The sequence below is a fragment of the Roseimaritima sediminicola genome (assembly GCF_009618275.1).
Lineage (GTDB): Bacteria > Planctomycetota > Planctomycetia > Pirellulales > Pirellulaceae > Roseimaritima > Roseimaritima sediminicola.
The window spans coordinates 138,831-145,674 of sequence record NZ_WIAD01000008.1 but is presented as its reverse complement, the minus strand read 5'-3'; the positions used below and the strand labels follow the sequence as shown (position 1 = coordinate 145,674).

The 6,844-nt window shown below is 60.5% G+C and carries 5 protein-coding genes; all 5 read right to left on the bottom strand.

What is annotated here, in order from left to right; all coding sequences use genetic code 11:
• Positions 1-88: 88 nt before the first annotated feature.
• The 5 genes from GE027_RS06965 to GE027_RS06945 all read right to left on the bottom strand — a co-directional run bounded on the left by GE027_RS06965 (position 89) and on the right by GE027_RS06945 (position 6,815).
• Complete coding sequence (locus GE027_RS06965) at positions 89-1,114, bottom strand: ferrochelatase (protein WP_153556472.1); 1,026 nt, start codon at positions 1,112-1,114, stop codon at positions 89-91.
• 322 nt (positions 1,115-1,436) lie between these two features.
• A complete protein-coding gene (locus GE027_RS06960) occupies positions 1,437-3,179 on the bottom strand; it encodes a hypothetical protein (RefSeq protein ID WP_153556459.1) in 1,743 nt (580 codons plus the stop codon).
• 213 nt (positions 3,180-3,392) lie between these two features.
• Complete coding sequence (locus tag GE027_RS06955) at positions 3,393-3,773, bottom strand: cytochrome C oxidase subunit IV family protein (protein WP_153556458.1); 381 nt, start codon at positions 3,771-3,773, stop codon at positions 3,393-3,395.
• Positions 3,774-3,777: 4 nt separating this feature from the next.
• Positions 3,778-4,986, bottom strand: coding sequence for a cytochrome c oxidase subunit 3 (locus tag GE027_RS06950; RefSeq protein ID WP_153556457.1), 1,209 nt, complete (start codon positions 4,984-4,986; stop codon positions 3,778-3,780).
• A gap of 92 nt (positions 4,987-5,078) precedes the next feature.
• Entirely contained in the window at positions 5,079-6,815 is a 1,737-nt protein-coding gene (locus GE027_RS06945; protein WP_237607355.1) for a cytochrome c oxidase subunit I, read from the bottom strand.
• Positions 6,816-6,844 lie beyond the last annotated feature (29 nt).

The following is a 6,844-nucleotide window of genomic DNA, read 5'->3' as shown; positions in this document are numbered from 1 at the left end:
GACAAACTGGCTCACAGGCTGGAAGCCTATGCCACTGTTCACAGGCTGGAAGCCTATGCCACTGTTCACAGGCTGGAAGCCTATGCCACTACTTGGGCCGAGTGGGGTTGTACTGACAACAATCCGCTGGGCAGACGTCGTGCCAGCAGCCCAGATCGCCCAAGGCCCGGCGCGGATGCCCGGGCTGTAGCCGCTCCTTAACCAGTTCGGCAATCATTTCGACGAACTGCGGATGCGTGCCCACGGTGGAGCAGCGGTGCATGCGGATGCCGCGCTGTTGACACAACTCGGCCGCTTCGTCGTCCAGGTCGTAGATCACTTCCATGTGGTCGCTGACAAAGCCGACCGGAACGAGCAGCAACGCGTCCATTTTCTGCTCCGCGTCACGCTCGGCGATCACGTCGCAGACGTCCGGTTCCAGCCAGGGTTGCTGCGGCGGTCCGCTGCGACTCTGGTAGACCAAATCCCAATTCGTCAGCCCCGCCTCCCCGGCGATCAAGCGGCAGCTCTCTCGCAACTGTCGCTCGTAGCTGCAGTAATCGGCCATCGACATCGGGATGCTGTGCGCGGTGAACAGAACCGGCACATCGCCGTCGACATCCAGCGCCCGCTGGCCCTCGCGGACGTGCTGGACCATCGGTTCGATAAAGCCCGGATGGTTGAAGGCAAACCGCAGCTTTTCAACCTGCGGAGCCGCTGGGCCGACGGCGGCCTGGGCGTCGCGGATGTTCTCGCGATACTGCCGGCATCCGCTGTAGCTGGAAAACATACTGGTGAAGAAGGCCAGTGCACGTTTGCGGCCATCGCGCGCCATTTGCGCTAGCGTGTCGGGCAACAGTGGATGCCAATTGCGATTGCCCCAGTACAGCGGCAGATCGATCCCGTCGCTCTGAAACCGCTGTTGGATCGCCGCCAAGAGCTCGCGGTTCTGCTGGTTGATCGGGCTGATGCCATCGAAGTGCTGGTAGTGTTCCGCAACCTCCAGCATCCGCTCACGGGGCACGCGCTTGCCCCGCAGTACATTTTCCAGAAACGGCATCACCTCATCAGCCCCCTCGGGACCGCCGAAGGAGACCAATAGAAACGCGTCGTAGGGGACCGGGGCGTCGTCGATGATCGAGACTCCGCAAAACAGGGGATACTTAAGACGACTAGTGGCATCGGCTGGAAGCCGATGCCACAAAGTAGCTCGGCTGTCCCAGCCGAGAGCAGGTAGGCTCCCAGGCTGGAAGCCTATGCCACTGTTCACAGGCTGGAAGCCTATGCCACTGTTCACAGGCTGGAAGCCTATGCCACTGTTCACAGGCTGGAAGCCTATGCCACTGCTCACAGGCTGGAAGCCTATGCCACTGCTCACAGGCTGGAAGCCTATGCCACTGTTCACAGGCTGGGGAGCCTATGCCACTGTTCACAGGCTGGGGAGCCTATGCCGCGGGTTAAAATTCGGCGCCGGCTGGTTGAGCTTGGCCGGCGGCTGCCGCACCGGCTCCGGCGGCGCGGAAGATGCCTTCGCCGATGATCAGACGGAACGCCTGTCCGCGAGGCACCTTGCTGGTGACGACCAGAACGCGGTCGGTTTGGTCGCTGTTCTCGGCCGCTTGCAGGACGGCCGAAACAATTTCGCCCGGCGCAACCCGCTCGACCATCCGAGCGAAGGGGGTCAGCGACATGTAGAACTGTCCCAGCGGCCGCTGGGCTCCCGCCGGATCTTCGGCGCCGGAGTCGATCAACTGTTTCAGCGTCGCTTCCGCTTCGCTGCCGGCGGCAAAGTACACGGCGTCGGGGCCGGTGCCGAGTTTGATTGTCAGCTCGTCGCCCAGAACTTCCGCGACTTCTTTGTCGGCGATCTTTACCGTCACCGTGTGCAGGGTGATCTCCTGATACTTGCCTTCGTCGAAGGAGAACGTGGGCATTTGCGGATCGCCCTGCAGTTTTTCGGCCAAGCCTTTCAGCAGGTCCGCCACGTCGGAGCCGTCGGAAACGAACGCTCCACCAAACATCTTGGGGCCGGAATCACCCAGGTCCAGCTGGGCGCCGACGTCGACCTTGCCTTCGCTGACCGTATCGATCGCCAGCTCGACAAATCTGCGGAGGAAGCCGGTCAGTTCCTCTTTCTGGGCTTCGTTCAATTCCTCCAAGCGGTCCAGTTGTCGCAGGTAGGTCTGCATCGACTGGTCGATCGAGTCCCGCATCCGCTGGACTGCTTTGGGGCTGACCGATGCCGAGGCGTGGTAGTAGGCGGCGGCTTCGGGGCGAATCACCGAGGCGAACTTGCTGGGCAGCGCGAACGTGTTCTCGTAGATGTCGGCCGTATCGCTGCCTTCGACGGCGGTGGCAACGACATCGATAAAGGCGCGTTCACGTTCGCGGTCGGCGGCGAAACCGAACATCAGCGATTCGGTGTTTTGGATCTCACGTTCCAGCTGGGCGATGCTGGCTTCGGCCACACGTCGGGCCTCGTTGGCCGCCTCGTCATCGCCGCCGGCCGCGGCGGCTTGGCGAGCCATCCCTTCTTGGAAACCTTGTTTCAGAGCTGCGATCAGCATTTCACGTTGGGCGGCCGGAACGCGCTGGACATTCAGCCGCGCTGCGATGTCGTAGGTCTCGTGCAGCCCACCGAGCATTTTCAGCGGGTCGGCCGGTAGGTCGCTGAGCGCTTCGCGGTCCTGTGCGGCAAAGGCCCAGTCACCAGCCTGTTTGATGTACAGCAAACTGGCACCGGCCGCGATGACCAGGGTATTCGGGTCGTCTTCCAGTTCTTCGGCCGGGCCGAGTTGACCTTCCATCCGTCGCAGAAACACCTTGATGTCCTGCGAGGGGACGAACAGCAGCGGTGCCGGGGCGCCGTCTTTCATGTTCAGGATCAAACCGATCGGGCGATTCGGATCGATGCCGGTCGTAAAGCCCCGCGCCATGGTCGCGAACATCCCTCCGGTCGCCGGTTGGCCGGCGGCCTCCGAAAGGTACACCGCCGCGTTACCCAGACCGGCCACGCCCGAGAGCGAGACGACCGCCACGGGCTGTGAAGCGGCTTCGCTGGAGTCCAGCGGCGGCACCTGCGCCGAATCGATTTGCGCAGGATCAGACTGCGCAAAAGCGGTCTGCATCGGGCCACCGAAGCCGGCCGCGACGGCGAGCGCCGCACAGGTCACGGCAGAAAAGAAGATGCTGCGTTTCATACCCTTTTGTCCTTAATTGGTTTCCAGAAAGCATTCGCTGGGCCGTACAGGGCCCAGCACTATTAAACCAAATTCCGGCCGGTCGCATCACCCGCCGCACTAGCATTGTTACCGAACGTTACACCCCCCAAACAGAAAGAACCCCGGACCGGTCACAGGTGAGTGTGACCGGTCCGGGGTCCTAAGCGGGGTCCGTGGTTCCGAACGTCTTGGCTACTCCATCGCGGCTGCGGTCTCGGCCGCTTCGGCCGGGGCTTCGGAACGATAGGGTTCGTCGATATCCGGCTCCAACTGATTTCGGTAGGCGTTGCGGTCGGACAACGTGCCGCCCAGAAACAGAGCCAGGAAGAACAACGTCGAAAAGAAAACCAGGATGTTAAAGGGTTTCTCATGCCCCAAGTGCATGAAGAAGTACAGCACCAAAGCGGCTTTCAAGCTCGCGATAAACAGCGCGATCCAGATCTCCCAATTGCCCAGGTGAAAACTGGCCTGCACGACCGTAACGATCGTCAGAAAGACAAGGGCGGCAAACACCGTTAACAGCGTCGTGATCGACTGCGGGTGGGCGAAGCCGTGGTCAGAATGGTCACTCATCGATTTACTTGCCAATCAGATACAACAGAGGGAAAAGATAAATCCAAATCAGGTCGACCAAGTGCCAGTACAAGCCCACGTAGTCGATCGGTCCGAAATAATTTTCGTTGAATTCGGCACGGGTGGCCCGCACCAACAACCAGATCATCACGCCCATACCAGCCAGGATGTGGATCGCGTGAACGCCCGTCATGCAGTAATAGATACTGAAGAAGACTCCGGCCTGTTTCGGCGTGGCGGTAACCCGTTTCTCGGTGGGACTCTCGACCGGACGCTGATCGCCCTGCAAGACCGATCCGCTGGCGACCGCTTCCTGTCGCTTCAGCGCCTCGAGGGTGTCACGCGCCCCGGGATTGCTCTGGTCTTGCGCCAGGACTTCCAGGCCGGCCAAATCGGCTTTCTCAATCGCCAGGTTGTTCGGTTGATCGAGGTCTTCGAGGTGCTCATCGGCACGTCCCTCGGCGTGATCGTCGCCGTGTTCTGCGTGGCCGTCCGCGCCGGCAACCACGTGATGATCGTCGCCGGCGGCGTGTTCTCCTTCACCACCGGATTCCAGGATCGTACCCAACTGGACGCCGACGAAGAAACAGGCGAAGACCACGGTCAGCGGCATCAGCACGCGGACTTTGAACTCGTCCTTTTTGATCTTGGCGATGATCAACCAACCCACGACGAACAGCAGCCCGATCGCGAACGGAGCGCAGATCCAGAGCAGGTAATTGGGGCCGCCCGCGGGGTGGGGATTCGCCGGATCATAGGTGTACAGTCCCGCCGGCAACAGTCCCATACTCCACTTGTGAGAGTACTCGATCGCCTTGACTCCCAAGAAGATCGCAGCACAGGACAGCGTCGCCGCCAGCATTCCAGCCAGCATCTTGTGTTGGCGAAGCTGGGCACAGCGAACGCCCCAGGCCATGGTCAGCGAACTGAACAGCAGCACGCCGGTGTTGATCGCACCGAGCTTGGTATTCAGGAACTCACTGCTGCCGGCAAAAACGTCCGGACGCAGGTTGCGGTACAGGGCGTAGGCGCAGAACAACCCACCGAAGAACAACACTTCGGTAACCAGGAACACCCAGATCCCCAACTTGCCCGCATCGAACTGTTGTTCGTAGGTGTCGAAGTGGTGGGCGAGGTTCTCGTGGTGCTCGTGATCGTCGTGGTGCCCGGCGTCGTCGTGACTCGGGTCAGCCTGTAATGCTGTGTTTGCCATTGGCTGGCTGCTTTGTGTGGATGACGTTGAAAGGGTAGGAGAACAAGCGAGGTAGCGGTCCGCCGGTTAGATCTGGCCGCCGCCGGCGCGAACTAGGATTGTCCGCCGGCAGGCGTCGGAGTCTTGACCGGTTCCTCCGGGACGAGCGTTCGCGGCAGTTCGGTGAACACGTAGTTGTCCGTGGCCTCGTCGTAGTGCACGTTCGCAAATTCGTAGGGGTCGCCCACGACCGGGGCGTGCTTGAAGTTGTAGAACGGCGGTGGGCTGGTGCAGTGCCACTCCAGCGTGGCTCCGCCCCAAGGGTTGGCCGGAGCCTGGCGTCCGGCGTACAGCGAATGCAACAGGACCAGTCCCGCGACCAACAACCCGATGCCCAGCGTGAAGGCACCGATGCTGGACAACTGATGCAACCACTGAAACTCGGGGTCGTAGGTTGCATAGCGACGCGGCATGCCCTGGTTACCCAGCAGGAACTGGGGCAGGAACGTCAGGTTAAAGCCGACGAACACGATCAGTGCGGAGATCCGTCCGCCGGCTTCGTTGAACATCTTGCCGGTCATCTTCGGCCACCAGTGGAACAGACCACCGACAAACGACACCACGGTCCCGCCCATCATCACATAGTGGAAGTGAGCCACCACGAAGTACGTGTCGTGCAGGTGCAGGTCGGTGCTGATCGTTCCCAGGAACAATCCGGTCAGACCACCGATGGTGAACAGGAACAGGAAGGCCAGGGCGTAGCACATCGGCGTCGTCAGGCTGATCGCTCCCTTGTACATCGTGGCCACCCAGTTGAACACTTTGATCGCCGAGGGCACCGAGACGGTGAACGTCAACGCACTGAAGATCACGACCGTCACACTGCTCATCCCGCTGGTGAACATGTGATGGCCCCAGACCAGGAAACTGAGCAGGGCCAAGGCGATCGACGAGTAGGCGATGAAGCGGTACCCGAAGATGCCCTTGTGGCTGTGCACGCTGATCAATTCGCTGATAATCCCGAAGGCCGGCAAAATCATGATGTACACAGCCGGATGGCTGTAGAACCAGAAAAAGTGTTGGTAGGTGACCGGGTCGCCGTTGAATTCGGGGTCGAAGATCCCGATGTGCATGACGTTCTCGGCGATCAACAGCAACAGCGTGATGCCCAGAACGGGCGTGGCCAGAACCTGAATGATGCTGGTCGCGTAGGTCGCCCACAAGAACAGCGGCATCCGGAACCAGGTCATGCCCGGCGGACGCATGGTGTTGATGGTGACGATGAAATTCAAACCGGTGAAAATCGAGCTGAAGCCCAGGATGAAGGCGCCAAACGTGGCCATCACCACCGACGTATCGGTCGACGTGCTGTAGGGCGTGTAGAACGTCCAACCGGTATCCAACCCGTTCATCAACAGGGCGCCGACGAAGAAGATCGCTCCGCCAACCCACAGATAGAAACTGCTGAGGTTCAGCCGCGGAAAGGCGACATCCTTGGCGCCGAGCATCACCGGCACCAGGAAGTTACCAAGGGCTGCGGGGATACTGGGGATGATGAATAAAAACACCATGATCGCCCCGTGCAGGGTGAACAATTGGTTGTACGCATCGTTGGAGATAGTGGTCGCGCCACCGGGGGCCATCAGGTGATATCGAATCACCATCGCCAGCAGACCGCCGCCCAGGAAGGACGTCAGAATGCCCACCAGATACATGATCCCGATCCGCTTGTGATCGAGCGTGAACATCCAGCTGAGCACACCGCTGCTGTTTTTCAAATAGTTTTCGTTATCGGAAACGAAACCGGCATCACGAACGCCGCCGGGCGCGGTTGCTGCACCTGTGGTCATCGTTTGGGCTCCCACCTACGTTTTCTAAA